Raw genomic sequence first — 26559 nt, forward strand, 5'->3', positions numbered from 1 at the left:
AAAATATTTTACCATTAAGATATTAAGTTGATTAAGCTTTGTGTTTAACTAAACTTGAAAAAGGTTTTTACCATTAAGATATTAAGTTAATAAAGCTTTGTGTTTACTGTGCGTAAAAAAAGCATTAAGAAAATTAAGCATTACGACTTAATGAAGCTTAATATCTTAATGGTTCAAAATAGAAAAAATAACATGAGAAAAATTGTACTAAGTGCTTTGGTTTTATTTTTAGCACAGAACCTTTCGGCGCAGACCTTAAATAAAATGCAATGGTTTAATGAACCTGAAAAATGGGAAATTAAAAACAATGCTTTGATTATGAATGTTACTGCCAATAGTGATTACTGGCGTATTTCGCATTACGGATTCACGGTCGACGACGCACCATTTTATTATGCAACTTATGGTGGAGAATTTGAAGCCAAAGTAAAATTAACCGGTAATTATATCGCTCGTTTTGACCAAATGGGATTAATGCTTCGTATTGACGAGAAAAATTACATTAAAACCGGAGTTGAATTTGTTGACGGAAAATTTAATATCAGTACTGTTGTAACGCACGATAAAAGCGACTGGAGTGTGACAACTCTGGATAAAGCACCACCATTTGTATGGATAAAAGTGGTAAGAAGATTAGATGCTGTTGAGGTTTTCTTTTCGTATGATGATAAAAATTATATTCTAACCAGAAACGCACCATTGCAAGACAACACGCCGGTTATGGTAGGTTTAATGGCTGCATCGCCAGACGGAAAAGGCTTTGAAGCCAAATTTGAAAATTTCAAAGTAACACACTTACCGGATCAACGCAGATTAGAGTGGCTTAAAAATCATCAGGAATAATAATTAATTATCAATTATTAATTATAAATTGTTGATTATGGAAACTACGAAAATCTGAATTAACAATTAACCATTTATAATTAACCATTAAAAACTAACCATTTTTTTATGACGGATATTAAACCAAAAAAACATTACGAAATTCTTGATGGCTTGCGTGGAGTAGCCGCAATTTTAGTAGTTATCTTTCACATTTTTGAAACCTTTAATGAGGGAAGCCGTTTTAAGCAAATAATGAATCACGGTTATCTTGCCGTTGATTTCTTTTTTCTTTTATCAGGATTTGTTGTAGCATATGCCTATGACGATCGTTGGGGTAAAATGGGTCAGTGGGAATTTTACAAACGACGTTTAATCCGTTTGCAGCCTATGGTAATTATGGGAATGATCATTGGAGCTATATTCTATTATTTTCAGGCTTCAGATACTGTGTTTCCACAAATTGCTGGAATGGAAGCTTGGAAAGTGATTTTAACGATGGTAATTGGATTTACGTTACTGCCAATTCCACCTTCTTTAGAAATAAGAGGCTGGGGTGAAATGCATCCGTTAAACGGACCGGCATGGTCGCTTTTCTTTGAATATATTGCTAATATTATGTATGCATTATTCTTCCGTAAATTCTCTAATAAAGTTCTGGGAATCTTTGTTTTAATCTTCGCAGGAATGCTGATTAATTATACCGTTTTTGGACCAAAAGGAGATGTTATTGGCGGTTGGTCATTAAATCTGGAACAAATGAATGTTGGGTTTACCCGTTTATTGTATCCGTTTTTTGCCGGAGTTTTACTTTCTCGTTTAGGAAAATTAATTCACATAAAAGGAGCTTTCTGGATTTGCAGTATTATGATTTTTGTAATATTCAGTATTCCAAGAATTGGAGACGAAAACAGTTTATGGATGAATGGTTTATATGAATCATTCTGTATTATTCTAATGTTTCCATTAATTGTTTCCATTGGAGCAGGAGGAGAGATAAAAAATGCGGTTTCGCTGAAAATATGCAAAGCTTTAGGAAATATTTCATATCCAATTTACATCATACATTATCCATTGATTTATTGGTACACAGCGTGGGTGGTTGATAATAAAGTTCCTTTAAAAGACGGTTACGTTTTAGGAATCGGTGTTTTAGTTTCCAGTATAGTAATTGCTTACTTATGTTTGAAATTCTATGATGAACCGGTTCGTAATTGGCTTCAGGGGAAATTTCAAAAAAGAAAAAAGGTAATTGTAGAAATCACCGAATAACGAATTGAATTTCTAAATTTTGTTAGTTATAGATATTCAAAAAAGGGATGAAATTTCATGTTTTCATCCCTTTTGTATTTTTTGAAAAAGATACAAAGGTGCAAAGTGACAAAGGTTCAAAGATAAATGGGGCAAATATTGATTTATCGCAATTTTCCCGTAGAGATGCACAGCAGTGCATCTCTTGTTTTTTTGTCACTCCCGATAGCTATCGGGATACAAGATTAAAATGATTTAAAAAAAATCAGCAAAAATCCGTAAAAACCGTTCAATCCGCGGGCAATATTACAGCTAAAAAAACTAAAAGGCTCAAAGGGAAACTTTGTCCCTTTGAACCTTTGTAACTATGTACCTTTTAAAAAAAAATTATTCTAAAACTAATGCTCCCAAAGCTTCTTTACTGAAACCTTTCAATTGATCTGTTTTTCCTGCTTTGATTTTCGCAACCCAGCTTGGATCAGATAAAAGAGGTCTTCCAACAGCAACCAAATCAAAGTCGCCTCTGTCGAAACGTCTGTTTAATTCTTCTAGTGAAGTTGGCTCAGAACTTTCTCCTGCAAAAGCACCAAAGAAATCGCTTGAAAGTCCAACAGAACCAACAGTAATTGTTGGCGTTCCGGTTACTTTTTTAGCCCAACCGGCAAAGTTCAGGTCAGATTCTTCAAATTCAGGTTCCCAGAAACGACGTTGAGAACAGTGTAAAATATCTACTCCGGCATCAACAAGAGGAGTAAGCCAAGCTTCTAATTCCTGTGGATTTTTAGCCAGTTTATAGTTGTAATCAGAAGGTTTAAATTGAGAAAAACGCATAATAACAGCAAAGTCGTTACCTACTTGTTTTCTAACTTCTTTTACAACTTCAATAGCAAAACGATTACGTTCCGGTAAAGTTTTTCCACCATAAATATCCGTACGTAAATTAGTTTCGGCTCTAAAGAACTGGTCAATTAAATAACCGTGTGCACCGTGAATTTCGATGGTATCAAAGCCTAATCTTTTAGCATCAGCGGCAGCTTTTCCAAAAGCGATAATAGTATCTTCAATATCTTTTTCAGTCATTGTTACACCATTTCTGAAATCTGGTCGGTTTAAACCTGACGGACCTTCAAAAGGAACTGGCGGAACCCATCCTGAATGGTGGTTGTCCATAATTCCCATGTGCCAGATTTGTGGTCCCATTTGACCTCCGGCAGCATGAACTCCATCTATCACTTTTTTCCATCCTTTTAGAGCTTCATCTCCATAAAAGTGGGGTACATTGGCATCGTTTGACGAAGAAGCTCTGTCGATTACAGTTCCTTCAGATAATATTAAACCAACTTCGCCTTCAGCTCTTTTTTCATAGTAAGAAGCAACTTGGTCAGTTGGAACTCCGTTTGGAGAAAATGAGCGCGTCATTGGCGCCATTACGATTCGGTTTTTAAGATTTAACGTTTTTAAGTTAAATGGCGAAAACAGGTTGTTTGTACTCATAGTAATTTACAAATTAGATTGAATTAATTTACTGAGTGCTTCAAAGGCACCTTCGTTACGTTTATAATAGGTCCATTGTCCAACGCGTTTGGATTCTATAAATCCTGCACGTTGCAAAATAGACAAGTATTCAGAAACTGTTGATTGCGTCAAACCGGCTTTGGCTTGGATCTGCCCAACACAAACTCCGTGTTCAAATCCTGCATGCTGAAGCTGATCCGGAAAGTTTATTTCGGGTTCTTTTAACCATTCCAGCATTTGCAATCTGGACTTATTAGATAATGCTTTAAAGATTTCTATATTTTCCATGGTGCAAATATATCGACTTTTCCCGATATACCAATTAAGGAAAAAATATTTAGCATAATTTTAAGATGGAAGCAGTAAAATCGTGCAGGATTTAATAAAGAAAAATTATATTTGCTTGTCTAATAATCTCGCAAAGTCGCGATCCTGAGGTTTCGGGGCAAAGTTTTGTTTTGAATTGCCTCCTGCTTTAGCTGGAGTTCTAAAATTGAAAATAAAAATTGGCTTTAGCCAAATGTGCGTTCGGCCAAAGCCATTCATAATACTTAAGATAATAAAAATGAAGTATACTATTTCGAAAGAAAAAAAAGTTATAGAAATTAAAAAAAATAGAAATTTTATGTTTCTCTATTATGGAGGTGGGATTCTAATTTCTGTAACTGCTATTTTGTTAAAATTCAAGTCATTGCCTGTTGTGAATTTATTGTTTTTCTTCGGGATAATTTTACTCAGTCCCTTTGCTTTTTTCTATTTTGATCGTAATTTTAAGCGAAAGCTAAACTTTGAATATGAATTTTTAGGGAATAAATTAGTAATTACAGAAAGTGAAAAAAATGTGATTAAAGAACTAGAATCCATTATTTCATTGAGTAAAATTCACCAAGGACATAAAATAGTATCTAATAAAGGAACCTTTTACATTTTAGATTGGGTTGAAAATAAAGAAGATTTGATCAAAGAAATAGAGCAAAAAATCTTGTAATATCGTGTCGCAATATTTGCATGACATTTTAACTCCATGTCTTTTAGAAAGAGAAAATAAAAAAATAGCTGGATAGCCCCAATTTATCTAAATAAACTTAATCAAACTATGAAAAAAACTTTACTTATTTTAGGATTCTTATGTTGCGTAATAACCAGCTCAAAAGCTCAGGTTGTTGGAGTTGAAGTAGGAGATATTGCGCCTGAAATTGATCTTCCGGATACAAAAGGAAACAATGTTGTACTTTCGTCTTTTAGAGGAGAATTAGTTTTAATTGATTTTTGGGCTTCCTGGTGCGGACCATGTACTAAAGAACACCCGGAATTAATAAAACTGTACAATGCTTATCCTGATAAATTTGGTATTTACAGCGTTTCTATGGATACTAAAAAGCCGTTATGGTTAGGTGCAATTGCAAAACAAAAACTTCCGTGGACACAAGTAAGTGATTTAAAATATTGGAAATCTCCGGTAGTTAATGATTATATGCTTCAATCGGTACCATTGAATTTCTTAATTGACAAAAACGGAATTATTCTAGCCAAAAATATTCACGGAAATGCTTTGAATGAAATGGTGAAGAGTTTGCTGACTCCACAGCAATAGAGGAAAACTACCTGATTTAAGATTTACAATTTGTATAAAATTATAAGAAATTAGAAAAATTTCATGGAAGAAAAATTTAAGATTTACGAAAAGTCAATTGATAAAAAGCATAGCTTTAGCTTTTCGCCAAAGTATATAGAAGAATTCCGTACCTTATTGAGTAAAACTGTTTTTATTCCTATTGTCGAAAAAACAATTGTAAAATTAGGATGGGATATTGTTTTTAAAAATGAAAATTCAATCGAAGCAAAAAGGAAAGACAAAGCATTAGGTTTTGAACAATGGACTGAAGCCATAACAATTACTTTTGATCATGGAAATGTAAAGGTAAAAAGTGAATCTTTAGGAAATGAAATTTGGGATAATGGAAGGAATTCCAAAAGAGTAAAATTGTTTATTCATGCTTTTAAAGAAACTGAAAGTGAATTCGATAGAGAAGCTCTAAACGAATTAGAGCAAGAAACACAAAAGAAAAATAATTGGGATGATTATATAATTCCTGAAAATCTGCCCCATCCTGTCGAGTCAAAAAAGAAAAATTTTTCGATACTCGTTTTAGGAGGATTGATTCTATCATTAATTCTTGGTTTTATTATTGCCGAAATTTCGATACACGGCATCTATTTTATTGGATTGTTTGAGGTTTTAGTCGGGATTTCAATTTCAATTGCATTAAAGTATTTAATAAAAATTTCAAATTTTACAGAGATACCAAAAATCGGATATTTGTTGATGGGAATAGTCTTTCTGATTTATTTTACAAACCAATATTTTCAGTATGAAATCATTTTAAGCGAAAACAATTTTGAAAGAATAGGTTTTTTAGAATTTATAAAAATCAGGTTTTCAGAAGGATTAACGATTAAAACTTTAAACACAGGCTGGATAGGTTTAATTATAAGCTGGATTCTTCAATTAGTATTGACTTATTATGTGGCCTATTTAAGACTATTATCTATAATAACTACTTATCAACTAGAAAGAGTTCCGGTTGAAGTTGTAGATTTCTGTAGTTATCATTTTATAAAAGGAAAATCAGAAGATGAAGTAAGAAAGGAGCTTTCTAAAAAAGGATGGACAACAAATGAAAATCAAGAAGAAGTTTTTGAAGCCATTGGAGCAATTTACGGTTCTATGGAGCTGAGTAGATTAAAGTAATTAGTTTATTAATTGCAATAAACAAGTTTATAATAAGAAGTAAAATGATCTCAAAACTCAGTTTATCTGAATTCCGAACAAGATTAAAAAACAACACAGAGATTGGTTCTCCAAAAGTAAAAATAGGTCCGTTTGGAATATTTGCTGCTTTTAGCGGAACAAAACCTTTTTACGGGCTTTTTGATGATAAAACTTTTCGTCTCACTATAAATTCGACTGTATCACCAACATTTTATATTGTAAAAGGCAAATATAAGTTGGTCAACAATGTTCTTAAAGTCGATTATATTGTTGAACCGGGTAATAAATTTCAGCCAATTTGGGCAAAATATTCCCCAATAGCCCTTATTCTGGTGATAAATATATTTTTTCTCTTTTTCGCAAGAGGACTTCGGAGAGCGTCAACAATTGTTAATTTGTTTCTGCTTTTTATGGCTTTCTATTCGAAATGGAAAGTAGAGAAAAACAGGAAAAAACTAGAGAAAATATTTGTTCGGATTTTTGAGCTTAAATAAGTTTTATTAATATTCCTAAAACGGCGGCAATTAGTATAACAACTGGTTCCTGAATTTTTTTGACATAAATTAAAGCAAAAATTGTAATAACAGCGATTAATAGTGTCGGGATGTCAATTATAGTTCTGGAAGCAATTACAAAAACAGAACCTACTAATGCTCCAACAACAGCTGCAGTAATACCATCAACAAATGCTTTAACTGATTTGTTTTCTGCAATTTTATGAAAATAAGGAGCCATTGCTATAGTAAATAAGTAACAAGGCAAAAAGGTCGCCAGAGCTGCAACCAAAGCACCTAAAAATCCGTTAACGAGATACCCAATAAAACCTACTGTAATTACAACAGGACCAGGAGTAATCATTGCCACTGCAACAGAATCGAGAAACTGTTGTTCTGTTAGCCAATGATTTTCGGTTACAACGCCCGAGTGTAAAAAAGGTACAATAGCTAGTCCGCTGCCAAATACGAATGTTCCGGCCTTAGCAAAGAAAATGGCGATTTTTGCCAGAGTTGAGCTTTCATAGTTCCAAAAAGAAATTTGCAAAAACAAAACCGAATTTATAGATCTAAAATTCAGCCACTTTGGTCGTGCTTTTATAATCATATATAAAAAACCTATTGCAATAAACAGCAAAACAGGTTCTTGCTGCGTTACAAAAGTTACACTTAATGTAGTAATAAAAAACAGCCATAACAGCCAATTGGTGCAGAAAGACTGAAAGCTAAATTTACCAATAGATTTCACCGTAAGTTTATAGGAGCTTATTGCGATAATGCCAATAACGGCGGCGCCTACACCATAAAAAACAGCTTGAATCCAGGATAATCCTTCATATAATTTATAGACAATTCCTAAGAGTACTACCATTATAAACGATGGCAATACAAATGCAAATCCAGCTAAAGTAGCTCCTGAAATTCGATAATGTACAAAACCAAGATATATTCCTAATTGCGCAGCTAGCGGGCCCGGAGCCAATTGTGCCAAAGCTAATCCTTGTTTATATTCATCTTCTGATATCCATTTTCGCTTTTCGACTAAATCTTTGTGCATATAACCTACAAGTGCAACCGGTCCGCCAAAACCAATGGTTCCTAATTTTAGAAAATATAAAGTTAATTCTCTTAATGTGTATTTTGGATTTGTCATAATTGAAGGTGTTTTTAAAAAGCAATTCCAAATTGAAAACCAACCGTAAAAGTTGCAGGATGATCATTGCCAAATCGTACCGGAAATGGAACAGCAACAAAATAACTGCAATTGTCGCTTTTTAGAACCGTTTTATTGATTACAGGCGTTACACCATATCTTCCGCTGCTTTCAAATGCTGCACGTCCGGCAAAAGTATAACCATTGCCTAAAGCCACTAAAACACCGGGATGAAATAATATATTAGTCACTTTATCATGACCGTCTTCGGCTTTTATATTGGGAACGATTTCAAAAGAGAAACCTATTTTAGAGCTTTTCCAGATGTTAATTCCCGTTGGGAAACCTATAGCATAATAGTCTCTGAAATTTAAAGTAGTTTGCTCATTACTAACAGTCATAATAGGGTGAAGAATGCCAAAATATCCTGTAATTTTAGGATAAGTGGTTTGAGCAAAAATTGGTGCGCTTAATAGGAATAATACAGGAATAATAAAATGTTTCAACGAGTTCATAATAGTTTGGTTTTACAAAACAAAACTATACAGACTTGAAAACTATAAATAGAATGCTATTTACCTTTTGTATCAGGATTACTTTTTCCGTGCATTTTTTCGGTATGAAGAAGGATTTTTGCCAGTATGTAATTTGAATATTCTTGTAAAGTGACTTTGGTCTGAAAAGCCCGTCATATAAGCAATTTCGGTAAGTGTATAAGTTGAATTCTGAATAAGATTTATAGCTTTTTCGATGCGTAATTTTCGAACATAATCTCCAAAATTTAAGTCTTCAAAATATTTAGAAAATTCGCGGGATAAATAGGAGGGATTAAGCTCTAAATCATTTGAGATTTTTTTAAGATCAAAAGTAAACTGAGCATCAATTTGATCCTGAATAATGGCTTTTAAATCCTTAACCCACGAAGGCGTTTTCTGGTTGGATTTTTTTTCGATTAAAAATTTATTATAAACTTCATGAAGTAAATTCTCAAAAGGACTGTTTTGCAAATGATTTTGTTTGTACAAATGCGTTGCCCAGCTATAGAGCGCATCATAAAGAATCATTCCGTTTTTTAGCAATTCAGCATCGTTTGTGATATTGTGCGAAAGCCCTGCCGAAATCGCCCAAAGTCCCGCCGATTCTTTTGCAATATCATGTCTGTCTGTATCTGCGCCACGAACAATTTTGGCCATAATTAAAACTGCAGGATCTTTAATTTGGTACTTCTTTATAATATAATCAAAAGTACATTCTTCGTTATAATGCGTAAACTCTACATTAGGAATGTCAAACGGAATTGCATTTAATTCTTCAGCTTTAACAATAACTTCGTCAAAAGGAACATAAATAAATTCAGCTTCGGGATCAACAAACTTTTGTATTAACCACGGACATGCAATCCGGTCAATTTTGGGTCTTTCTCTAGTAATCCATTTCATTGAAGTAAGTTGAATGTTTATTAGTTGTTTTGATCTAAAATCAAAAGTAGCCTTAATTTATGTTTTAATAAAATCTGGATAGTTTTTTAAATTAAAAAAGTCCGATTTGTTGAGATCGGACTTTTTAATGAGAATCGGTGTGAGGTTTCTTAACACCTCCATAATTTGTTTTGAGGATTTCCCTAATTTGGAGCTGGGTTTTATTTCTTGTACTGTTTTTCCATTCGTTAAAATCATAAATATGAATTTGATCAGCATATGGATTCGTTACAAAAAATAATCTTGAAATAGAATATTTATAATACTTTAATTCGTGTGAGATATGGCGATCCGGCACGACAATAAGAATCGTCTCCCAGCTTAGAAAATCCTTAGGAACATCCTCTCTTTCCGTCAATCCAAGGGATTCGAAAAAGGCAATTATCTTTTGATCGTTGATCTTCTCAATCTTCTGATCAATGCGTTTAATAGTGCTAAGAAGCTTATCTTCATCTTTAATAACACTCATGATATACTTGTTTTTGTTTGAATTTTAATATAAAATTACATCAAAAGAAAATCATTTAAGAAAGTATAGCCAATAGAATGATTCTAAATTTTAAATGCCCTTTTTTTGCTTGAAATTAAAAGAGAAATAGATCATGTTTTGATAAAATACTATTAACTTTTATAGCCTGAAAAAGCTATTTTTATCCTTACTAGCTAACCACATTTAATTATGAAAACCATTTTTCCAAAAGAAATTTTGCTGCATTTTATTTTTTTGATTTCCATTTGTTCTTTTGCCCAAAATAAATCAGACAGAGAATTGATTCTGATCGATAAAGAATGGCGTTTTTCATTGGGACATTCATACGATACACAAAAAGATTTCGGTCATGCCGAAGGTTATTTTTCCTACTTAGCCAAAACAGGTTTTGGTGATGGTCCCGCATCATTGCAATTTGACGATCGTGCCTGGAGAAAACTGGATTTACCACACGATTGGGCTGTAGAACAATCTTTTAGCGAAAGCGCCAGTTACAGCCATGGATTTAAAACTGCTGGAAAAGGTTTTCCTGAAAAAAGTATTGGGTGGTACCGAAAAAAAATCACAATTCCGCAAAGCGATCTGGGAAAAGTTATTTCCTTAAAATTTGATGGCGTTTTTAGAAATTCAAAAGTGTTTTTTAACGGACATTTCCTCGGAACAGAAGAAAGCGGTTACAACGGTTTTGAATATGATGTGACTTCTTATGTTAATTATGGAGGAGAAAATACAATCGTAGTTCGGGTTGATGCTTCGATGGAAGAAGGTTGGTTTTATGAAGGCGCGGGAATCTACAGACATGTTTATTTACAGAAAACAAATTCGTTGCATGTAGCGGAAAACGGAACTTATGTAACCTCAGAAATTCAAAATAATAATGCCGAAGTAACCGCTGAGGTTACAATTGAAAACAAAGGGAATTACAAAGGCACTGTCGAAATTGTCCAAACTATTCTGGATGCTTCAGGAAAGCAAGTTATCAGTACTTCTGAAAATGTATTAGCACCTGATTTTTATAAAACAGTCAAATATTCTTCAAAATTAAAGGTAAATAAACCATTGTTATGGGATATTGATGCGCCAAATTTATATCGTTTAGTAACTGAAATAAAACAGGAAGGTAAAACTATAGATCGTTATGAAACTAATTTCGGGATTAGAACAATGAAATTTGATCCTGAAAATGGTTTTTTCCTTAACGGAAAGCCTTTAAAATTAAAAGGAACAAACAATCATCAGGATCACGCCGGAATTGGAACTGCTTTGCCGGATGAATTGCAATATTACCGAATAAAAAAACTGAAAGAAATGGGTTCGAATGCTTATCGTTGTTCGCACCATCCGCCAACTCCGGAATTGCTTGATGCATGTGATAAATTAGGAATGCTGGTGATCGATGAAACCCGACTTATGGGAATTAACGATTATCACCTCAATGATTTAAAACGAATGATCGAGCGAGATCGCAATCATCCAAGTATATTTTGCTGGTCTGTAGGTAATGAAGAATGGAATATTGAAGGAAGTGTAATTGGCGAGCGTATTACAAATGTGATGCAGGGATTTGCAAAAGGACTAGATAGTACAAGACCCGTAACAGTGGGGATTAGCAGCGGTTTTAAAAGCGGAATCTCTTCTGTGGTCGAAATTATGGGTTACAATTATATGGGCAACGGCGATATTGATGCACACAGAAAAGAGTTTAAAAATCAACCCGGAATGGGAACGGAGGAAGGTTCAACTTTTGCAACACGAGGGATTTATTTTACAGATGATGCCAAACATTACCAAAGTGCTTATGACAAGAAACCTCGTGCAAGTTTTTACAGTATTGAAGAAGGTTGGAAATTTTATGCAACGCGTCCATATTTGGCAGGAATGTTTATCTGGACAGGATTTGATTATCGTGGCGAGCCAACGCCTTACGGTTGGCCATCAGTTACGTCTTATTTTGGAATGATGGATGTTTGCGGTTTCCCGAAAGACAATGTGTTTTATTTGAAATCGTGGTGGGGGAATGAGCCTGTGCTTCATATTATGCCACATTGGAATTGGAAAGGTATGGAGGGAAAAGAAATTGACGTTTGGGTATATTCTAATTGTGACGAAGTAGAACTTTTTCTAAACAAAAAGAGTCTTGGTAAAAAGAAAATGGAACAATACGGACATTTAGAATGGAAAGTAAAATATATTCCGGGAACTCTCGAAGCAATTGGTTATAAAGGCGGCAAAAAAATCCTCTCAGAGATTCAGAAAACCACAGAAAATTCGGAAGCCATAAAACTTTCTATAGACAAAGAAAATGACATTAATGCTAATGTTTCGGTACTTACGGTTGAAGTTACAGATAAAAACGGTCTGCATGTTCCAACTGCAAATGATGAGATAACTTTTGCTGTAAAAGGCGGCAAAATTTTAGGCATTGGCAACGGCAATCCAACTTCGCTGGAAAAAGATCAGTTTATTGATGATGTTTCATTAACGCCGATAACCAACTTTGAAGAGCAAAAGGGAACGACAAATGAATTGCCGAAAGAATTACCGTCGTATTCAGAAAAGGATTGGAAAACAGCTTTTAAAGATAGAGATTATAAAAAACAAGCGCCATCTTATGTTTATCGTGGACAATTTGAATTAAAAGATTATTCTGCATCAAAAAATGTAAACTTCTTTTATAAGAAAATAGGAGTAGAGACAGTAGTTTTTGTCAACGGAAATAAAGTAAGCCCAAGTGCCGAAGATTCTCAAAAATATGTACTTAATGCTAATATATTAAAGGACGGAAAAAACACAATCTATATTATCGCAACACCATTGCAAAAGATAAAAGATTGGGACGTTATGAATACAGATCCGGGAGTTATTCAAATTGTAACACCTTGTAAATATTGGAGTAGACAGCTTTTTAATGGTTACGCGCAAGTCATTGTTCAAAGAGAAAATAATAATAATCCGGTTGTTTTGTCCGCTTCTGCGAAAGGATTAAAGCCACATAGCATTACAATTTATAAAAAAGAATAAACTTTTTTACGATTATAAAAGGATTTCTGTCAATGATTTACGATTTAAGCTTTGGATGTATTTTGTATAAAAATATTTCCTAATATTGATATTGTTAAAATTTCATTTAACACATTATCCTGATGGGCAATGTCATTAAGTTAAGTTCTTTTTTAGCTAATTATGATTAATTATTTCGCGCAAAGTCGCAAAAGCGCAAAGTTTTTAGGCTTAAACTTGGCGGCTTAGCGACTTTGCGTGAGATTTATTCTGAATAGCATTCAAGAGTTTTTCTTAAATTAATTACATTACCTGAAGCGTCGGGACTTTGTGTTGAAATTAATTGTTCCAACTTGTTATTCTAAAAAAAAGTTATACCAAATGCTGCACGATTTTCCGTTTTATCTAACCATTGTCATCGTTATCCTTTTATTAATAATGCTGAGCAATAAAATCAAAGTTGCTTATCCTGTTTTATTGGTTTTAGGAGGATTGGCAATTAGTTTTATTCCTGGAATTCCGGTGCTGCGTATTGATCCGGAACTTATTTTCGTGATTTTTCTTCCACCATTATTGTATGAAGCAGCGTGGAATATTTCCTGGAAAGAATTATGGCGTTGGCGACGCATCATTTGCAGTTTTGCCTTTTTAGTGGTCTTTTTTACTGCATTTTCTGTGGCTTTGGTAGCCAATCATTTTATTCCCGGATTTTCATTAGCACTCGGGTTTTTGCTTGGCGGAATCATTTCTCCGCCAGATGCCGTTAGCGCAGGCGCGATTCTTAAATTTGTAAAAGTACCTCGTAGATTGTCCTCAATTTTAGAAGGCGAAAGTCTATTAAACGATGCCTCTTCACTTATTATCTTCAGATTTGCATTGATAGTTGTAGGAACAGGACAATTTATCTGGCAAGATGCCATTGCAAGTTTTGGTTGGATGTTAGTTGGCGGAATCGGTATTGGAGTTGCAATTGGTTTTATAGCCATGAAATTGCACAAATTTTTACCAACCGATGCAAATTCAGATATTGTACTTTCTCTCGTAACGCCTTATATAATATACATCGCTGCCGAAGAAGTGCACAGTTCCGGAGTTCTTGCCGTTGTGAGTGGCGGTTTATTATTATCACATTACAGACTTTCGTTTTTAAGCAGCAGTTCGCGTTTGCGAGGCGTTAATGTATGGGAAAGCTTCTGTTTTATCCTGAATGGCTTGATATTTATGTTTATCGGACTTGATTTACCCGAAATAGTTTCCGGACTTGGTGATGTGAGCGTTTATTCGGCAATTGGTTACGGATTATTAATTACAGCCGTGCTTATCGTGGGCAGAATTTTATGTGCTTTTAGTGCTGTTTTTGTCACATTGATTGCCAGAAACTTTATAAAAGTTGCCGATCCGAATCATCCCGGATTCAAAGGACCAATTTTAATAGGCTGGACTGGAATGCGTGGCGTAGTTTCTTTGGCGGCAGCCTTATCAATTCCGGTGCAAGTTGACGGAACACCTTTTCCGCAGCGAAATCTCATATTGTTTATCACATTTGTAGTAATCCTGACGACTTTGCTTTTGCAAGGATTGACATTGCCGTATTTAATCAGGAAGTTTCACATTAAGGATCCTGATTATACGATTCCGCACGAACAACTTTATAATCAGATAAAAAGAGAATTGGCAGACCATGCTTTAAATCATTTAAAAAGTACTTACGGCAATGAATTAGAAAAATATTCTGCTTTACAGCAAATTGCTTCTAAATGGGAGGATATTCATTTAAATACGAGCGATAACATTCTAATGTCTGCTGAGGCAAAAATCGTGTATCTAAATCTATTGAATCATCAACGGGATTGGCTTTTAGATCGAAATAAAGAAGAAATTCTGGACGAAGAAATTATCCGCAGACATTTACTTTATCTGGATTTAGAAGAAGAGAAATTGCAGTTTATATAATTGGCAGAAAGACATTTCTATTCTTTAACATTTTCAAAATCTTACTTTTGTTTGATTTTCATAACTTTGCGGCATGAGTAATGATGTGATTTCCAAAACAGCCGATTTTAATACTTCAGATTTAAAGCTAAAAGGTTTTAAAGTATATGAGGTAAGCAACGATGTAAGCGCAATACCAACGTATAACCGCAGAGATTTTTATAAAATTTGCATTAATACGAGTAAAAGTCTTATTCATTATGCAGATCGCGGAATTGAAACGGACGGAACTATATTATTCTTCGGAAATCCGCATATTCCATATTCATGGGAAATTATTTCACCCGCCTATAATGGTTATGCCTGTGTTTTTACCGAAGAATTTCTAAAGGCAAATGATCGCTCAGAAAGTCTGCATGAATCGCCTTTGTTTAAAATTGGCGGAACTCCTATATTTTCTTTATCATCTGAACAAGAAGTGTTTGTGGCTTCGTTATTTAAAAGAATGATCGAAGAACAAGAAACCGATTATGTTTTTAAAGACGATTTAATTCGCAACTACATTAACTTGATTATTCACGAATCGATGAAAATGCAGCCAACGGAAAACTTCTTTAAACACAAAAATGCTTCGTCCCGAATTACTTCTTTGTTTTTGGAATTATTAGAAAGACAATTTCCAATAGAGACAAAAAATGAACCATTGGCATTAAAAACGCCTCAGGATTATGCACAAAGCCTTGCGGTTCATGTGAATCATTTGAATCGTTCTGTAAAAGAAATTACCGGAAAACCAACCACAGCACACATTACCGAAAGAATTATCAGTGAAGCAAAAGCATTATTACATCACACAGATTGGAGTATTTCGGACATTGGATATTCCCTTGGATTTGAATATCCGAGTTATTTTAATAACTACTTTAAAAGACTTACAGGAACAATTCCAAAATCGTTAAGAATGTAAATTGTTTCATATTCTTAATTTTTTGTTTGAATATTGTTATTTCTAATTGTTGTTGTCAAAGTAATTTTGCCCTGAAATAATTAGTACTAACCCCTTATCGGTTTTTTGCTGACTAAATATAACTTCTATAAAGCGCATTCTAGCTTTCTGATTTAGTTCTCAGCACCGATATTAAAAACAAATAATTATGAAAGAACCAGAAAATCAATTAAATGAATCTATTTTCCCAAAAGGGGATTTAGCTTCAGCGGATTATTTTACAGGAAAAGCATGGGTGAAGATGTTAGTTCCAAATGATCCGGTTTTACATACAGCCGTTGGAAATGTAGTTTTCGAAGCAAAAGCAAGAAACAATTGGCATACACATCCAGGCGGACAAATTCTTATCGTTACCCAAGGAACAGGTTATTATCAGGAAGTTGGCAAACCAATTCAATTAATAAAAGAAGGTGATGTTGTAAACATTCAGCCCGAAATTAAGCATTGGCACGGAGCTTCTCCAGATGGCGAATTTACTCATATCGCAATCAGTACAAATACAGAAAAAGGTATTGTAGACTGGCTTGAACCGGTAACCGATGAACAATACAATAGCTTTAAACAATTAAAGAAAAAGTGTTGTTCGAGTCTGACAAATAAATTACAGGGTATTGTCAGATCATTTTTAAATTAAAAATCAATCTCAAAAAATCATTTTTATGTCAACACTTTATACCTCAGTTATTGAAGAAGGAAAAATCCCAAATACATTTATGACTGGCGATGTTTCCTATAAAAAACAAACCAGTAATATTCATCCCGATAATACCGTAATCAAAGAAGTTGCCTTTGAACCCGGCGCAAGATGCAAGTGGCACATCAATTCTAGTTTGCAAATGCTTATTGCAACAGACGGAATTGGTTATTTTCAGGAAAAAGGCAGCGCAATTCGATTACTACATAAAGACGAAGTTGTTACTATTTTACCAAATGTAGAACATTGGTATGGCGCAACACCTTTCAGTAAATTTTCGCACATTTCCATTATCACAGAAATTGACAAAGGAAAAGGAATATGGCTGGAAAGCGTTACAGATGAAGAGTATTATAGTTTTGGGAATAGCTCAATTAGATAATTAGAAAATCTGGCAATTTGATAATTCTGAAACTTGATTAATAATGAATTTCAATTTAATGATTTTAATTCAAAATTAGTCTGCTCATTTTTGTCATCCCGAACGAAGGATCTCCACAAGTAGCTCCGCAAAGATTTGATAACGTATTCCACAGAAAACCCAGACAACAGAACAGAAAAAATCTGCTCAATCTGCAAAATCTGCGAGAAACAGAAAAAAACTTAGCGTATTAGTGTTTTCGTGGCGAACTCAAACTTGAAACCTGAAACCTGAAACAAAAAAACTTAAAACAAACATTTTCATGGAAACAAAAAACATAAAAGCCTTTGGTACAGAAGCTGCAGAAGCCCCGTTACAAACATTAGACATCAAACGCAGAGGTGTATTAGCGCACGATGTAGAAATCGAAATTTTATATTGCGGAATCTGCCATTCAGATTTGCATTCTGCCAGAAACGAGTGGCACGGAACGGTTTATCCAATAGTTCCCGGACACGAAATTGTTGGTAGAGTAACAAAAGTTGGAGATCACGTAAAACATTTCAAAGTTGGAGATCTAGCCGGAGTAGGCTGTATGGTCGATTCTTGTAGAGAATGTGAGCATTGCAAAAATGATTTAGAGCAATTTTGTGATGAAGGAAGTACTCTAACATTCAATTCTCCTGACAAACATTTAGGCGGACAAACTTTTGGAGGATATTCTCAAAGTATTACAGTCGATGAAAATTATGTATTACATATTTCAGACAAACTGGATCTTGCTGGAGTTGCACCATTACTGTGCGCCGGAATCACCACTTATTCTCCGCTAAAACACTGGAAAGTTGGTCCCGGACAAAAAGTAGGAATCGTTGGTATTGGCGGTTTAGGACATATGGGAATCAAATTGGCAAAAGCAATGGGTGCTCATGTGGTAGTTTTCACAACTTCATTGTCAAAAACCGAAGATGCAAAACGTCTTGGAGCAGATGAAGTGGTTTTATCTACAGATCCGGAGCAAATGGCAAAATATGCCAAAACACTGAACTTTATCTTAGATTGCGTATCGGCAGAGCATAATATCGATTCGTATTTGAATTTACTAAAAGTAGACGGAACGCTTACGTTAGTTGGCGCGCCTATGGAACCACTTCCAGTAACTTCATTTAGTCTTTTATTAGGAAGAAGAAGTTTTGCCGGATCTGCTATTGGCGGAATTGCAGAAACTCAGGAAATGCTTGACTTCTGTGCAGAACACAACATCACTGCCGACATCGAAATAATTGGTGTTGATGAGGTAAACAACGCTTACGAAAGGTTACTAAAAGGAGATATTAAATACCGTTTTGTAATTGATATGGCTTCTTTGAAATAGGTTCAAAGGCTCAAAGGTTCAGAGGATCAAAGCAAAAAAAAGGTGCAGAGACACAAAGGTAAGTTTCCAATTTAAAACTTTGAACCTTTGTGCCTCTGCACCTTTATAACTTTAAAAAGACCTATTTTTTATCCAAATCCTGTTTCAACATTTTGGCGTGCTCCAAATGAGCTGTAAGAGCCGAAATATTATTTGACGCCCAAAGCTTTACATCTTGATCTTTGGCTTCTTCAGAAGCCTTAGTCAATTCTTTAATTGCTTTTTCGTGTCCGTCGATCATCATATCAGCGAACTTTTTATCAAAATCAAGACCAGATTTTTCATTTAGTTTGTTGTATTCCTCTTTTCCATCTTCGGTAATCGAAGAAGGTAAAGTGAAGTTTTTGGCTTTTGCCAAAGCACTAACTTCAGAAGCCGATTTGGTATGTTCATCAACGAGCATTTTTCCAAATTTCTTCACCTCAGGATTGGTACTTTTTGTTTGTGCCAGTTTTCCGATTTCGATTTCAGCAAGATTCACTTCTGCGATATCTACTAAAAATTCCGAATCATCTTTTTTCTCCGCAATAGAGTCAAATTTGGCTTCGTTTGTGTCTTCAGCAACTTCTTTTGGATCTTCTTGTTTGGTTTCATTTTTACAAGAATTCAGAAATAGTATAATTAATCCCGCTCCCAAAATTGCTTTTCCGGCTATTAGTATTCTTTTCATGATTTTATAGTTTAAATGTTATAATGTAAAATTATCGAGATTGTAAAAGAATGTCTTACAGCATTTTTAGATAATGTTACAGGATTTGGATGAAGAACATATACATTTTGTTGATAAAAAAATTGTAAATAATTAATAATAGCAATATTAATTTATACGTAAAATAAAATTTCATGAAAAATTTGGTGATTTATAATTACCTTAAACATTTAATTTAGATTTTAAAAAATAATACTAATAAATGAAATACTCAGAACAACGAATAAATTTTTGGACAGAACTTTGGCAGGATCTAATAAAAAATTTTTTAAAAAAAAGTGCATTTGGATTAAATTTATATAGTCCGCACATTCTTGTTGAAGATATAATTGTTGAAATTGAAGAAAATCATTTTCAAAATTTGGATAATAAAAAATTTCTATATAACAGATTAAATTTTTTTATAGATAACGATCAAGTTATAAAGAAAGAAATGAGATCAAAATTTAATATAGTAAGAAAGAATTTTGAACCTCCAAAATTTAATTATCTTTTGGAAGCTTTAAATGATATAAGAAATAATTTTGAAAGTGGTTTTTATTTTGATAAGTCGTTAATATTACTGGTTGATTCTTTAATCCTTGAAGAAGAGATAACTAATGATTTTATAAAGTCTTGCAAATATTTAAGTGAAGTTCTGATTATAGAATTTATAAAAAGAAACTATTCTTTGGATGATATAAAAAAGTTTGCTGAATATATTTTTGATGAATATGAGTATGAAAACTCAGATAAAATTAGGGTCTTTACCAATTTTCCACATGGAATTGATTATGAGAATTATTGGATAGCAGAAGATGAAGTAGATCCCAAATTTTATGCCGAAGTTCGCGATCTTATGGATACTCTAACCTCGAGAGAAAGATTATTATCATTATCTAATTTATATTATAAAAAAACCGAAAAAGTTTATTATATATTTATAGTTGAAGGTTTAAAAGGTGATACAGTTGTTGAAATTGGCGGCGTTACATTTTATTCATTAAACAGTAAAAGATTTACTAATATGCCGGATAATCCAACTGAGGACTATGAAAATCTCCAACAGGATAGAGAAGAAATTGATCGATTTTTGCAAGCGGCTGTTGAGGTTGATTATTTAAAACCAAGATCTTCTCTAAAGCAAGCTATAAATAAAATGGAAAATTCTTTAGATTTAATCTCTTGCTATTATAATAATAATACTGCCTTAGAAATTGATATATCAAATTATGTTATTGTTAAGGATAATTCTTGGAAGTATTTTGGAAGTGGAACAGATAAAAGACAAGTTTTTTCCAAACATTTAGAGGCGTTAGATTTAACGACAGTAAAGATATTTGATGAGCTAATTGATAAAGGCATTCTTTGGGTAGAAAATTCAAATAATAAAGCAGTATGGAAAATAAAAAATGCGCTTCATTGGTATAGAAAGGCTCAAGAGTCAAGAAAAGATGAAGATAAGCTTTTGAACTTTTGGATTTCTATTGAGAATTTGTTTTTTGAAAAAGAAATTTTGTCAGATGTTCTAAAAAAAAATAAGAACAGTAAATTTCATATTATTCAAGAAATAATAGCTTCTAATCAAATTTTTGCATTTATTTATAATTATGGCTGGGATTTATATCGCCATTATAACAACCAAGTGAATCACGCATTTTATAAACCAAAATTATCTTTGCCAAATGAACTTATTCAAAAAGCACAATTAAATAAAAAAAAGGGAGAAAAAATTTATCTTGAAGAATTTATCAATTCTTTGGAAGAAATTAAAATCTATGAAATAAATCCATTTTTTTTAGAAGAAATTGAAAAGACTTTAAAATTTTATAAAGATATTAAAACAACTAAAAAGATAATTCAAGAACAAATTGAGCAAATTCAGAATGATATCCTTATGATTTATAGATTGAGAAATTTAGTTGTGCACAATGCTCATTTTGATAATTCCTTGCTTGAATATCATGTTTGGAAAATTGAACAGTTTTCAGGTAATTTTCTGAGATCAGTTATACGAAATTTAGAAGAAGATAGAAGTTTGAGTGATATAATTTTAAAAATTCATTTTAAGAGAGAGCACTTTGAAAATGAAATAGAAATTGGCAAATTTGATATTTTTAACAAATAAAATTTAAAGGACATATTAAATACATTAGATTATTTTCCATTCTTTGTGGTCACGAGCGGGACGCTCGCGCTAGCATCAGAGAAAATATAACAAACAAAAAAAGCTCCTACTTTCTTACGATTATTATTTGTTTTTGAGGTTTTCTATTGTAATGTTACAAAAATGCAATCAATAAAATGATAAGAGAAAATTAATAATAATCATATCTTAGTTTTATGAAAGAACTGAATATCATTATAAAAACAGCAACACTTTCAGATTTACCTGGAATTATAAAACTTCAGAAAGAGAATCAAATCGCTCAAGGCGGAAGTTTATCGGCAGAACTTACGCCGGAACAAATTCAGGAAATGATGAGCGATATGCCTCAGATTGTTGCAATTGTTGACAATGAGGTTGTTGGTTTTTTGTTGACGACTTCTCAAATCGTGAATAAAAAACGAAATTTAGCCATTGTCGACGCAATGTTTACTTCTTATAAAGCAAATCCTGATTCGTATATTTATGGTCCTGTTTGTGTTAGTAATACGCAACGCGGAAAAGGTTTGGCGCAATTGATGTTTCAGGAACTTCTGCAAAAAGAACCCAATCGCGAAGGAATCTTATTTATTAAAAGCGATAACGAAGCGTCTTTGAGAGCACATGAAAAAATGGGAATTAAAAAAGTAAGCAGTTTTAAATTTAATAATGCCGATTTTGATGTTTTTGCTTATTTGTTTCCTTCACACGAAAGCTAGATTATAAAATTTCTAATTTCATATGCTGGCGCGAGCGCAATGTCATTAAGTTAAGCTTTTAGAAAATAAAATTATTGTAAATCAAATCCGTTTTTATCCGCGTTTTTACGAAGTAAATCTGTTTTATCCGCGTCGAAATTAGACGCTGATTTTACTGATTCGCTAAAGCGAAAACGCTGATGAAAACGGATTTTTCTAATTACTTTCTTGATTAAACTTTTAAGTAATTTTATAGTTTTTTCCTTAACTTAGTGACATTGCGCTCGCACTAGCGCAACAAACAAAAAGCCTTGATTTTTTAAGATCGAGGCTTTTTTTGTTGTTGTAAAATTGAAATATGTGATCAAAGAATTATTCTTTATCCAAATAAGGATTTAAAATTTCGGCTAATTCGTTTAGCCAATAAAAGCTGTTTTCTAAGTTGATGATTTCGTTTTGAAGCGTTTTATCTTCCCGCATAATTCCAAGAGTTAATAGATAATTGGCTTGCCTTATTGCTTTAGCCATGTCTTTTGGATCGATTGTGTGGTTAAAGAAAATTTTTAGCCTTGCTTCGGCTTCTTTTGAAAGGGTGTTTGTACTCATAATATCGTAGTTTTAAGAATAAAAGCCCTTGTATATTAGTGATCCTAACGCCTACGACAGCGATTACAGGTCGTTTCCGATACCGCACACATAATACAAGGGCAAAGTCTAATAGTTCTTAAGGTCGTAGTTTAAGAACGGTAAATATAAGAAAAATCTTTCTTTATTCTTGTGGATTTTACCATCTAATATTCAAATTAATACTACTTTATTATGATCGCCAATGTTTTCAGGATTTCTAATGTAATGTTACAAAAAAATGTACTCAATAAAATGATAATAGACTAAATCTTCTGATGAAACCAATTGCCCTAGCCCTGATGGGAGGGAAAATCCTTTTGTGCCGGGGTTCGGCACAAAAGATTGGAAGGACAGCAGGAAATAGCTTCTAATTCTTCGAGTTCCTTCAAGATGACAAGGAATTTAATTCAAATTTTAGCCAAAAAAAATTGTTCCATCGGAACATCTCATCGGTAGAAAAATGCATCGTGAGAAATATCGTCCCATTGGGACGTTTGACAAATTGTGTATGTAATCCATATGTATTAATAAAATCAAACGTTCCTACGGAACGAAAAAAACGTCGTATTTATTTTTTTTACCAATGAGATGTTCCGATGGAACATTTTTTTTTATACTGATTTTAAAAACATGATCTGTAGTTAATTATGAAAATTATTGCAAGAATTCTATAACAAGAAACACTTTTTTATAAACGAATTTTGGAATAACATATTGACAGAATTATTAACCTCAAATTTTCAAGTCATGCCAGATCCAAGAATTAAAAACGAAGAACAATATCGAGCACTTTTAGAAAAAGGATATAGTAAAGAGAAATCGGCTCGAATTGCCAATACGCCAGATGCCGGTGTAAAAGGAGGAAAAGCGAAACCTTATGATGAATGGACGAAAGCCGAATTGTATCAACAAGCACGAAGAGTTGGAATTGCGGGACGTTCTTATATGTCTAAGAAGAACCTTATTTACTCCTTGCGCAATAATTAAAATTGAATCAGGAATATGCCACAGATGAGAAGATGAATTGAATACCGGAAATAATCTTTTAAGTCTTTTATCCCGATAATTATCTGGAGTGGCAAATATATAAAATTAATGAACATGAATGCAGCAGCCAAAACCGAGAAACTAATGAATGAGCTAATTAATACGCCACATTTAGTGATCGAAAAATTAGATTTAGTTTACATAAACAATCAAAAATTGCCAATTGAACGATGTGAGGGCGAAGATGGTTTTGTTTATAAAAAGAACGGTCGTTGCATTAAGCAAAAAAGCGAATTGAAACGTTTTAGGAGTTTGGTTCTTCCGCCGGCTTGGCAGAATGTTCAGATTTCGGACTTGCCAAACGGGCATTTGCAAGCCGTAGGTTTAGACGATAAAAACCGAAAACAATACAGATACCATCCTAAATGGAATTTGATTAGAAATCAGACTAAATTCTACAAAATAGCTGAATTTGGAACGAAATTGCCTTTGATCAGAAAACAAGTTGACGAAGATTTGGAACAAAAAGAATGGTCAAAAGAAAAAGTAATCGCTTTGGTGATCAGGCTTATGGAAGAAACCCACATTAGAATTGGGAACGAAAAATATGCCAAAGACAATAAATCATACGGACTTTCGACTTTAAGAAAACGCCATATCAACATCAATAAAAACTCCCTGAAGTTTGAATTCATAGGAAAAAAAGGAAAAAAACACACGATCACAACCCGAAACAAACAATTGGTAAAATTGGTGAGTCGATGTGAGGAAATTCCGGGTTGGGAAGTTTTTAAATATTACGATAAAAATGGCGAAAGAAAGGTTTTGGACAGTCATATGGTCAATGAATATTTGCACGATATTTCGGGAGAATATTTTAGTGCCAAAGATTTCAGAACCTGGTCTGCATCGATTGTCTTTTTTGAAACTCTTATGGAAATTGGAACTACAAGTGACGAAAAAGAAATCAAAAAGAACATTTTAGCTGCTTTTGATATCACGGCGGAAGCTTTGGGGAATACCAGAAATGTATGCCGAAATTATTACGTTCATCCATTATTGGTTTCGACTTATGAAGACGGTTCGATTCAGCAATATTTTGATCGTGCCAAAAAATGCCGAAGCAATAAAGCTAATTTTTCGCATAGCGAAATAGCCTTTTCAGAATTAATACAGAACTATCAAATCAATTTGTCTTAAAATAGGTTTAATAGCGCTAAGAAAATAATGTTTTGAGTTAATGCATCTCTTTAAAAAGCATGAAATTTGAGTAACAAACAAAATCAGTAATCAACTAAAATCACAAGCTTATGTTACGTTATACAGTCATTTTTGTTATTCTTGCTATTATAGCCGGAATATTTGGTTTTGGCGGAATCGCCGCCGGAGCAGCAAGTATTGCTAAAGTTTTATTCTTCATATTCATAGTTTTATTCGTTATATCACTAATTAGCGGAAGAAGAAGTGTTTAGTCTCAGTTAAATAAATAACAAGTAAAAAACGGCACATATATCTCGGTAAATGTGCCGTTTGCATTAAAAAAAAGAATTATGGGAACAAAGAGCGGTGCTTACAAGAGGTTTTGTGGAGCTTAGAGGAAAGATTGATAGAAGCAAGAGGTAAGATTATAGAGGAAAGAAGCAAGATTATAGAGGAAAGAAGCAAGATTATAGAAGCAAGAGGAAAGACTAAAGGAGTAAAAGAACATGATTTTTTAAATCTTTGTTCTTTTACTCCTTTAATTTTTTTAATCTTTAGTCTTACCTCTATAATCTTACCTCTATAATCTTGCTTTTTTCCTCTGAACCTTTGAGCCTAAAAAAAAACTAAAATTTCCTTGGATCATTGTCCGGATAGTCGTCATTGTCTTTTTCTTCCTGAACGTCGTCTTCGATATATTCATCATCTTCTTCATCTTCTTCGTCTTCTTCATCATCCTGATCGATATCTTCTAAATCATCCTCGGTTTCATTAAAATCATCTTCGAGAACGTCTGATGGATTATCAAATTCATCGTTAACATCGCTAACGTTTTTGCCGTTTAGATCTAATTCTTCCTGATATAAATCTTCGCTGTCGTGTTTTAGATCTTTTTCTGAATGAAAATCATCGTTTAAATCGTCTTCATTTATAATTTGATCAGGATTTGGTTTGTTTGGGTTGTATCCGTTTCTAACCGTATAGCCACGCTGAGCGATTTCTGAGGTGTTATTATCGCTTTCTTTTATATCATCGACATCATACAGCTCTTCGTTCATAAGAGTGCTTCTATCGGTCTTATTTTGATTTCCGAAAACTTTATTTCCTTTAATCATGCTGTATTTATTATCTGTAGTATTCATGATATTTAATTTTTAGAGTTCCATATAATACAAATCTAATACTGAAAAGGGAGGATTGTATTATAGAATTATATATCGTAATTGTATAATTAACAGATAGTTGTTTTTTAAAGCAACAATGTTGCATAAAAAAAACCGTTAGATTAATAACGGTCTTTTTGGGTGTTTTTATTCTAAATATTAATTATCATTTCTTTCTAAATCATCATCGTCAAAATGATCTTCGTCTTCGATATGTTCTTCGTCGTCAAAATCATCCGGCTCGATAAGATTCTCATCTTGTTCTGTATTTTGAATATAATCATCCTCATTTACAACTTGTTCCTTATTTGGGATATTTTCGTTTCGGGTGATATTATCCGTTTTAAGTAGATCGTCAATCGCTTTATCAATCAATAGTGCAGTTTCTACGTCTAAATGTCCTTTTTGATATTGTTCATGAAAAAAAAGTATCGCTTCCTGATAAATAGTATCTGTAGTATGTGCTTTCATTTTAGTTTATTTTTTAAAATTTTGATACTACAAATCTATCATACGAAAGAAAAAAATCTCTTATAGAATTCTAAATTGTCGTTGTATAATATGCAGGTGTTTAGAATGCAATTTTAATTTATAATTATATAACTACTTTGATGAATAATAAGCTTTTGAAGGGGATTTTAGACCCTGACACTTTGTCTGGTTGTAG

Annotated in this window: 27 protein-coding genes; 17 read left to right on the forward strand and 10 right to left on the reverse strand. The window is 33.2% G+C overall.

Going from position 1 to position 26559, the window contains the following annotated elements; translation table 11 throughout:
• The first annotated feature begins 192 nt into the window (after window positions 1–192).
• On the forward strand, window positions 193–843 hold the full coding sequence (locus CHB81_RS06235) for a DUF1349 domain-containing protein (RefSeq protein ID WP_089351200.1): 651 nt from the start codon (window positions 193–195) through the stop codon (window positions 841–843).
• Window positions 844–951: 108 nt separating this feature from the next.
• Window positions 952–2094, forward strand: a complete 1143-nt coding sequence (locus CHB81_RS06240) for an acyltransferase (protein ID WP_089351032.1) — start codon at window positions 952–954, stop codon at window positions 2092–2094.
• A gap of 366 nt (window positions 2095–2460) precedes the next feature.
• Here the strand turns inward: CHB81_RS06240 and CHB81_RS06250 are convergent, their stop codons facing one another.
• Both CHB81_RS06250 and CHB81_RS06255 read right to left on the reverse strand, forming a co-directional pair.
• The gene (locus CHB81_RS06250) at window positions 2461–3567 is read right to left on the reverse strand and encodes an NADH:flavin oxidoreductase (protein WP_089351034.1); all 1107 of its coding nucleotides are present in this window, start codon (window positions 3565–3567) and stop codon (window positions 2461–2463) included.
• A 6-nt stretch (window positions 3568–3573) separates the two neighbouring features.
• A complete protein-coding gene (locus CHB81_RS06255) occupies window positions 3574–3876 on the reverse strand; it encodes a helix-turn-helix transcriptional regulator (RefSeq protein ID WP_041518777.1) in 303 nt (100 codons plus the stop codon).
• A gap of 277 nt (window positions 3877–4153) precedes the next feature.
• Here CHB81_RS06255 and CHB81_RS06260 point away from each other — a divergent pair, with 277 nt between their 5' ends.
• From CHB81_RS06260 to CHB81_RS06275, 4 genes are all read left to right on the forward strand, one after another.
• Complete coding sequence (locus tag CHB81_RS06260) at window positions 4154–4576, forward strand: hypothetical protein (protein WP_132022306.1); 423 nt, start codon at window positions 4154–4156, stop codon at window positions 4574–4576.
• A 108-nt stretch (window positions 4577–4684) separates the two neighbouring features.
• On the forward strand, window positions 4685–5182 hold the full coding sequence (locus CHB81_RS06265) for a TlpA disulfide reductase family protein (RefSeq protein ID WP_089351036.1): 498 nt from the start codon (window positions 4685–4687) through the stop codon (window positions 5180–5182).
• Between the two features lie 63 nt (window positions 5183–5245).
• Window positions 5246–6340, forward strand: coding sequence for a DUF1499 domain-containing protein (locus tag CHB81_RS06270; RefSeq protein ID WP_089351037.1), 1095 nt, complete (start codon window positions 5246–5248; stop codon window positions 6338–6340).
• Between the two features lie 44 nt (window positions 6341–6384).
• Window positions 6385–6855 carry a hypothetical protein gene (locus CHB81_RS06275; RefSeq protein WP_089351038.1) on the forward strand — a complete coding sequence of 157 codons (471 nt, stop codon included), beginning with the start codon at window positions 6385–6387 and terminating at the stop codon, window positions 6853–6855.
• On the opposite strand, the gene CHB81_RS06280 is transcribed toward CHB81_RS06275, so the two are convergent.
• From CHB81_RS06280 to CHB81_RS06295, 4 genes are all read right to left on the reverse strand, one after another.
• On the reverse strand, window positions 6848–8008 hold the full coding sequence (locus CHB81_RS06280) for a chromate transporter (protein WP_089351039.1): 1161 nt from the start codon (window positions 8006–8008) through the stop codon (window positions 6848–6850). The two genes, CHB81_RS06275 and CHB81_RS06280, sit on opposite strands and share 8 nt — an antisense overlap.
• A 14-nt stretch (window positions 8009–8022) precedes the next feature.
• The gene (locus CHB81_RS06285) at window positions 8023–8523 is read right to left on the reverse strand and encodes a hypothetical protein (protein ID WP_089351040.1); all 501 of its coding nucleotides are present in this window, start codon (window positions 8521–8523) and stop codon (window positions 8023–8025) included.
• Window positions 8524–8601: 78 nt separating this feature from the next.
• On the reverse strand, window positions 8602–9447 hold the full coding sequence (locus CHB81_RS06290; RefSeq protein ID WP_089351041.1) for a chromate resistance protein ChrB domain-containing protein: 846 nt from the start codon (window positions 9445–9447) through the stop codon (window positions 8602–8604).
• A gap of 124 nt (window positions 9448–9571) precedes the next feature.
• A complete protein-coding gene (locus CHB81_RS06295) occupies window positions 9572–9955 on the reverse strand; it encodes a hypothetical protein (protein WP_089351042.1) in 384 nt (127 codons plus the stop codon).
• Between the two features lie 210 nt (window positions 9956–10165).
• Between CHB81_RS06295 and galA the strand changes: the two genes are divergently transcribed.
• From galA to CHB81_RS06325, 6 genes are all read left to right on the forward strand, one after another.
• Window positions 10166–12997 (forward strand): beta-galactosidase GalA, encoded by a 2832-nt coding sequence (gene galA / locus CHB81_RS06300; protein ID WP_089351043.1) that lies wholly within the window; start codon window positions 10166–10168, stop codon window positions 12995–12997.
• Between the two features lie 360 nt (window positions 12998–13357).
• Complete coding sequence (locus CHB81_RS06305) at window positions 13358–14929, forward strand: Na+/H+ antiporter (RefSeq protein ID WP_089351044.1); 1572 nt, start codon at window positions 13358–13360, stop codon at window positions 14927–14929.
• A 73-nt stretch (window positions 14930–15002) separates the two neighbouring features.
• Complete coding sequence (locus tag CHB81_RS06310; RefSeq protein ID WP_089351045.1) at window positions 15003–15875, forward strand: AraC family transcriptional regulator; 873 nt, start codon at window positions 15003–15005, stop codon at window positions 15873–15875.
• 187 nt (window positions 15876–16062) lie between these two features.
• A complete protein-coding gene (locus CHB81_RS06315) occupies window positions 16063–16548 on the forward strand; it encodes a cupin domain-containing protein (RefSeq protein ID WP_089351046.1) in 486 nt (161 codons plus the stop codon).
• Window positions 16549–16573: 25 nt separating this feature from the next.
• Window positions 16574–16990 (forward strand): cupin domain-containing protein, encoded by a 417-nt coding sequence (locus CHB81_RS06320; protein ID WP_089351047.1) that lies wholly within the window; start codon window positions 16574–16576, stop codon window positions 16988–16990.
• Between the two features lie 301 nt (window positions 16991–17291).
• A complete protein-coding gene (locus tag CHB81_RS06325) occupies window positions 17292–18344 on the forward strand; it encodes an NAD(P)-dependent alcohol dehydrogenase (RefSeq protein WP_089351048.1) in 1053 nt (350 codons plus the stop codon).
• A gap of 121 nt (window positions 18345–18465) precedes the next feature.
• Here the strand turns inward: CHB81_RS06325 and CHB81_RS06330 are convergent, their stop codons facing one another.
• Window positions 18466–19053: a DUF4142 domain-containing protein gene (locus tag CHB81_RS06330; protein WP_089351049.1), complete on the reverse strand. Its 588-nt coding sequence runs from the start codon at window positions 19051–19053 to the stop codon at window positions 18466–18468.
• Between the two features lie 241 nt (window positions 19054–19294).
• Between CHB81_RS06330 and CHB81_RS06335 the strand changes: the two genes are divergently transcribed.
• A complete protein-coding gene (locus CHB81_RS06335; protein ID WP_089351050.1) occupies window positions 19295–21199 on the forward strand; it encodes a HEPN domain-containing protein in 1905 nt (634 codons plus the stop codon).
• A 215-nt stretch (window positions 21200–21414) separates the two neighbouring features.
• A complete protein-coding gene (locus CHB81_RS06340) occupies window positions 21415–21936 on the forward strand; it encodes a GNAT family N-acetyltransferase (RefSeq protein WP_089351051.1) in 522 nt (173 codons plus the stop codon).
• Window positions 21937–22287: 351 nt separating this feature from the next.
• Here CHB81_RS06340 and CHB81_RS06345 read toward each other — a convergent pair whose 3' ends face one another.
• Window positions 22288–22521, reverse strand: a complete 234-nt coding sequence (locus CHB81_RS06345) for a hypothetical protein (protein WP_089351052.1) — start codon at window positions 22519–22521, stop codon at window positions 22288–22290.
• Window positions 22522–23289: 768 nt separating this feature from the next.
• Between CHB81_RS06345 and CHB81_RS06350 the strand changes: the two genes are divergently transcribed.
• The 3 genes from CHB81_RS06350 (at window position 23290) to CHB81_RS06360 (ending at window position 25001) form a co-directional block, all read left to right on the forward strand.
• Window positions 23290–23529, forward strand: a complete 240-nt coding sequence (locus CHB81_RS06350; protein ID WP_089351053.1) for a Rho termination factor — start codon at window positions 23290–23292, stop codon at window positions 23527–23529.
• Window positions 23530–23643: 114 nt separating this feature from the next.
• On the forward strand, window positions 23644–24729 hold the full coding sequence (locus CHB81_RS06355; protein WP_089351054.1) for a DNA topoisomerase IB: 1086 nt from the start codon (window positions 23644–23646) through the stop codon (window positions 24727–24729).
• 110 nt (window positions 24730–24839) lie between these two features.
• Window positions 24840–25001, forward strand: coding sequence for a DUF1328 family protein (locus CHB81_RS06360; protein ID WP_089351055.1), 162 nt, complete (start codon window positions 24840–24842; stop codon window positions 24999–25001).
• Window positions 25002–25355: 354 nt separating this feature from the next.
• Here the strand turns inward: CHB81_RS06360 and CHB81_RS06370 are convergent, their stop codons facing one another.
• Together CHB81_RS06370 and CHB81_RS06375 are read right to left on the reverse strand one after the other, a co-directional pair.
• On the reverse strand, window positions 25356–25871 hold the full coding sequence (locus CHB81_RS06370; protein ID WP_089351057.1) for a hypothetical protein: 516 nt from the start codon (window positions 25869–25871) through the stop codon (window positions 25356–25358).
• Window positions 25872–26051: 180 nt separating this feature from the next.
• Window positions 26052–26363: a hypothetical protein gene (locus CHB81_RS06375; protein ID WP_089351058.1), complete on the reverse strand. Its 312-nt coding sequence runs from the start codon at window positions 26361–26363 to the stop codon at window positions 26052–26054.
• Window positions 26364–26559 lie beyond the last annotated feature (196 nt).

It is taken from the genome of Flavobacterium sp. ov086, from assembly GCF_900187965.1.
Lineage (GTDB): Bacteria > Bacteroidota > Bacteroidia > Flavobacteriales > Flavobacteriaceae > Flavobacterium.

Bases quoted from the DNA above. Each gene is read 5' to 3' on its own strand.
- CHB81_RS06235 (WP_089351200.1), top strand. From the start codon at position 193: ATGAGAAAAATTGTACTAAGTGCTTTGGTTTTATTTTTAGCACAGAAC.
- CHB81_RS06240 (WP_089351032.1), top strand. From the start codon at position 952: ATGACGGATATTAAACCAAAAAAACATTACGAAATTCTTGATGGCTTG.
- CHB81_RS06250 (WP_089351034.1), bottom strand. From the start codon at position 3,567: ATGAGTACAAACAACCTGTTTTCGCCATTTAACTTAAAAACGTTAAAT.
- CHB81_RS06255 (WP_041518777.1), bottom strand. From the start codon at position 3,876: ATGGAAAATATAGAAATCTTTAAAGCATTATCTAATAAGTCCAGATTG.
- CHB81_RS06260 (WP_132022306.1), top strand. From the start codon at position 4,154: ATGAAGTATACTATTTCGAAAGAAAAAAAAGTTATAGAAATTAAAAAA.
- CHB81_RS06265 (WP_089351036.1), top strand. From the start codon at position 4,685: ATGAAAAAAACTTTACTTATTTTAGGATTCTTATGTTGCGTAATAACC.
- CHB81_RS06270 (WP_089351037.1), top strand. From the start codon at position 5,246: ATGGAAGAAAAATTTAAGATTTACGAAAAGTCAATTGATAAAAAGCAT.
- CHB81_RS06275 (WP_089351038.1), top strand. From the start codon at position 6,385: ATGATCTCAAAACTCAGTTTATCTGAATTCCGAACAAGATTAAAAAAC.
- CHB81_RS06280 (WP_089351039.1), bottom strand. From the start codon at position 8,008: ATGACAAATCCAAAATACACATTAAGAGAATTAACTTTATATTTTCTA.
- CHB81_RS06285 (WP_089351040.1), bottom strand. From the start codon at position 8,523: ATGAACTCGTTGAAACATTTTATTATTCCTGTATTATTCCTATTAAGC.
- CHB81_RS06290 (WP_089351041.1), bottom strand. From the start codon at position 9,447: ATGAAATGGATTACTAGAGAAAGACCCAAAATTGACCGGATTGCATGT.
- CHB81_RS06295 (WP_089351042.1), bottom strand. From the start codon at position 9,955: ATGAGTGTTATTAAAGATGAAGATAAGCTTCTTAGCACTATTAAACGC.
- galA (WP_089351043.1), top strand. From the start codon at position 10,166: ATGAAAACCATTTTTCCAAAAGAAATTTTGCTGCATTTTATTTTTTTG.
- CHB81_RS06305 (WP_089351044.1), top strand. From the start codon at position 13,358: ATGCTGCACGATTTTCCGTTTTATCTAACCATTGTCATCGTTATCCTT.
- CHB81_RS06310 (WP_089351045.1), top strand. From the start codon at position 15,003: ATGAGTAATGATGTGATTTCCAAAACAGCCGATTTTAATACTTCAGAT.
- CHB81_RS06315 (WP_089351046.1), top strand. From the start codon at position 16,063: ATGAAAGAACCAGAAAATCAATTAAATGAATCTATTTTCCCAAAAGGG.
- CHB81_RS06320 (WP_089351047.1), top strand. From the start codon at position 16,574: ATGTCAACACTTTATACCTCAGTTATTGAAGAAGGAAAAATCCCAAAT.
- CHB81_RS06325 (WP_089351048.1), top strand. From the start codon at position 17,292: ATGGAAACAAAAAACATAAAAGCCTTTGGTACAGAAGCTGCAGAAGCC.
- CHB81_RS06330 (WP_089351049.1), bottom strand. From the start codon at position 19,053: ATGAAAAGAATACTAATAGCCGGAAAAGCAATTTTGGGAGCGGGATTA.
- CHB81_RS06335 (WP_089351050.1), top strand. From the start codon at position 19,295: ATGAAATACTCAGAACAACGAATAAATTTTTGGACAGAACTTTGGCAG.
- CHB81_RS06340 (WP_089351051.1), top strand. From the start codon at position 21,415: ATGAAAGAACTGAATATCATTATAAAAACAGCAACACTTTCAGATTTA.
- CHB81_RS06345 (WP_089351052.1), bottom strand. From the start codon at position 22,521: ATGAGTACAAACACCCTTTCAAAAGAAGCCGAAGCAAGGCTAAAAATT.
- CHB81_RS06350 (WP_089351053.1), top strand. From the start codon at position 23,290: ATGCCAGATCCAAGAATTAAAAACGAAGAACAATATCGAGCACTTTTA.
- CHB81_RS06355 (WP_089351054.1), top strand. From the start codon at position 23,644: ATGAATGCAGCAGCCAAAACCGAGAAACTAATGAATGAGCTAATTAAT.
- CHB81_RS06360 (WP_089351055.1), top strand. From the start codon at position 24,840: ATGTTACGTTATACAGTCATTTTTGTTATTCTTGCTATTATAGCCGGA.
- CHB81_RS06370 (WP_089351057.1), bottom strand. From the start codon at position 25,871: ATGAATACTACAGATAATAAATACAGCATGATTAAAGGAAATAAAGTT.
- CHB81_RS06375 (WP_089351058.1), bottom strand. From the start codon at position 26,363: ATGAAAGCACATACTACAGATACTATTTATCAGGAAGCGATACTTTTT.